Annotated in this window: 3 protein-coding genes; 2 read left to right on the forward strand and 1 reads right to left on the reverse strand. The window is 74.3% G+C overall.

Features of this window, described 5'->3' with window-relative positions:
- The first annotated feature begins 54 nt into the window (after positions 1–54).
- Both AC08OT_RS18080 and AC08OT_RS18085 read left to right on the forward strand, forming a co-directional pair.
- The gene (locus tag AC08OT_RS18080) at positions 55–297 is read left to right on the forward strand and encodes a winged helix-turn-helix transcriptional regulator (protein WP_476595270.1); all 243 of its coding nucleotides are present in this window, start codon (positions 55–57) and stop codon (positions 295–297) included.
- Between the two features lie 17 nt (positions 298–314).
- Positions 315–410 carry a hypothetical protein gene (locus AC08OT_RS18085; protein ID WP_476603082.1) on the forward strand — a complete coding sequence of 32 codons (96 nt, stop codon included), beginning with the start codon at positions 315–317 and terminating at the stop codon, positions 408–410.
- Positions 411–494: 84 nt separating this feature from the next.
- Here AC08OT_RS18085 and ispH read toward each other — a convergent pair whose 3' ends face one another.
- Complete coding sequence (gene ispH, locus AC08OT_RS18090) at positions 495–2,141, reverse strand: 4-hydroxy-3-methylbut-2-enyl diphosphate reductase (protein ID WP_476603083.1); 1,647 nt, start codon at positions 2,139–2,141, stop codon at positions 495–497.
- Positions 2,142–2,148: the final 7 nt, after the last annotated feature.

Raw genomic sequence — 2,148 nt, forward strand, 5'->3', positions numbered from 1 at the left:
GAGACAGGGCCGGCTGCATTCAGGATACGCACCCAGAATCGGTAGGATGTACCGATGCAGGAATCGTCCGACGGCCCGCGGGCCTGTCCGATCGCGCGGACGCTGGAGGTCGTGGGTGAGCGCTGGTCCCTGCTGGTCATCCGGGAGATCACACTGGGGGTCCACCGCTTCAAGGGCATCCGGGCCGGCACCGGGGCGTACTGGCCGAGCGGCTGCGGGCGCTGGAGCGCGCGGGGGTGCTGGAGCGTTAGCCATACCAGGAGGCGGGCGCCCGGTCCCGGCACGAGTACCGGCTGACGTCCTCCGGCCGGGATCTGGCACCGGTCCTGCTGGCCCTGCGCCGGTGGGGCGAGCGGCACGCCGCACCGGCCCGGCCGCCTGAGGCCGATCGCGGCGCCGCATCCCGCTGAACCCAGCCCCACCGCGCCGCCCGGGCGACGCCACCGGCTTCGCCCTCCGGGCCGCGCCTCGGGACCGCCCGGGGGCCAGGCGCACTATGGCCCTGGAACGGGCGCCGGGGCCGGTTGGCGCAGTTCCTTGGGCAGGTGGAAGGCCAGCGTCTCGGTACCGACGGAACGCACCGAGACGTCCGTCGCGCCGAGACCCGACAACGCGGTCAGGAGCTCGTCGACGAGGGACGGCGGGGCCGAGGCGCCGGCCGAGATGCCGATCGTGCCCACGCCGGCGAGCCAGGACAGATGCACGTCCCCGACGTCCCCGACCAGATGCGCCTCGACGCCATCGCGCCTGCTCACCTCGACGAGCCGCACGGAGTTCGCGCTGTTGGCCGAGCCGACGACGAGGACGAGCTGGGCCTCCTCGGCAACCTTGCGGACCGCGTTCTGCCGGTTCGAGGTCGCGTAGCAGATATCGGTGGAACCCGGCCCGACGATCGCCGGGAACCGCTCCGTCAACGCGTCAACGACCTCCGCGGCCTCGTCCAGGGCCAGCGTGGTCTGCATGAGGTATGTGACGCGCTCGGGATCGGGAACGTCGAGGGAGCCGACGTCGGCCGAGGACTCGACCAGCGTGATGCGGCCGGGCGCCTCGCCGAGGGTTCCGTCCACCTCCTCGTGGCCGGAATGGCCGATGAGCAGCACGGTGTCCCCGCGGGCGGTGAACCGGCGGGCCTCGGTGTGCACCTTCTCCACCAGCGGGCAGGTGGCGTCGATGACGGACAGGCCGCGCTCGCCCGCCTGGTCCCAGACGGCCGGAGCCACTCCGTGTGCGGAGAAGACGACCGTCGAGCCGCCGGGCACCTCGTCGAGCTCCTCGACGAAGATCGCTCCACGGCTGGCCAGGTCGGCCACCACGTGGGCGTTATGCACGATCTGCTTACGGACATAGACCGGCGCACCGTAGATCTCCAGGGCGCGCTCGACGACCTCGATCGCCCGCTCGACGCCGGCGCAGAACGCCCGCGGCTCGGCGAGCAGAACCTGGCGACGGCCGACCGCGGCGACCCACGCCTCGATCGGGCGCCCGAGCGGACGCATCGTGCGCAGACCGCGGATTCCGCGGCGGGCCAGGTCGATGCGTCCCAGCGGCTGCGCCGCCGTGTCGACGATGACGCGGACGGCGGCGAACGGCACGTCGCCGACTCCCGCCGCCAGCTCCGCGGACTCCATGTCGACGGCAAGAGCCCCGGTCGCGGCGAGTTCCGCGCGGGCCGTGCCGACGACGAGCCGCGGCACGGTGACGATCGGGCCGACGTGCACGGTGAGCCCGAGCCGGCGCAGGTCGCCGGCCAGCAGGGGCGCGGACGCGCAACGGCCGGCGACGGTGCCGTCGGCGTTGCGGATCTCGGTGGCCACGACGACGTCACCGGGCTCGATCCCAGCCGCCAGTCCCCCGGAGAGACCGACGAGGGCGACGGCGTCCGGGCCTGTGTCGCGCACCAGCCGAGCGGCCTTGCGCGCCCGTTCCGGACCCATGCCGGTGCGCACGATGACGGTGTCCGCGCTGAGGCCCGACCGACCGGCGGCCATTGCCTCCACCCGCAGGGCCGCCGCGACGACCAGCCGCCCCCGGCGGCGCACGGGGGTCGGCTCCGGCACTCGCCGCGCCTCGGCCGGCCGGTGGACCGACCCTGGGGGCGCGGCCGACGGCAGGGACGGCGACGACGGCTCCTGCGCCGGGATCTCGGTG

It is taken from the genome of Frankia sp. CgJB1 (assembly GCF_977947065.1).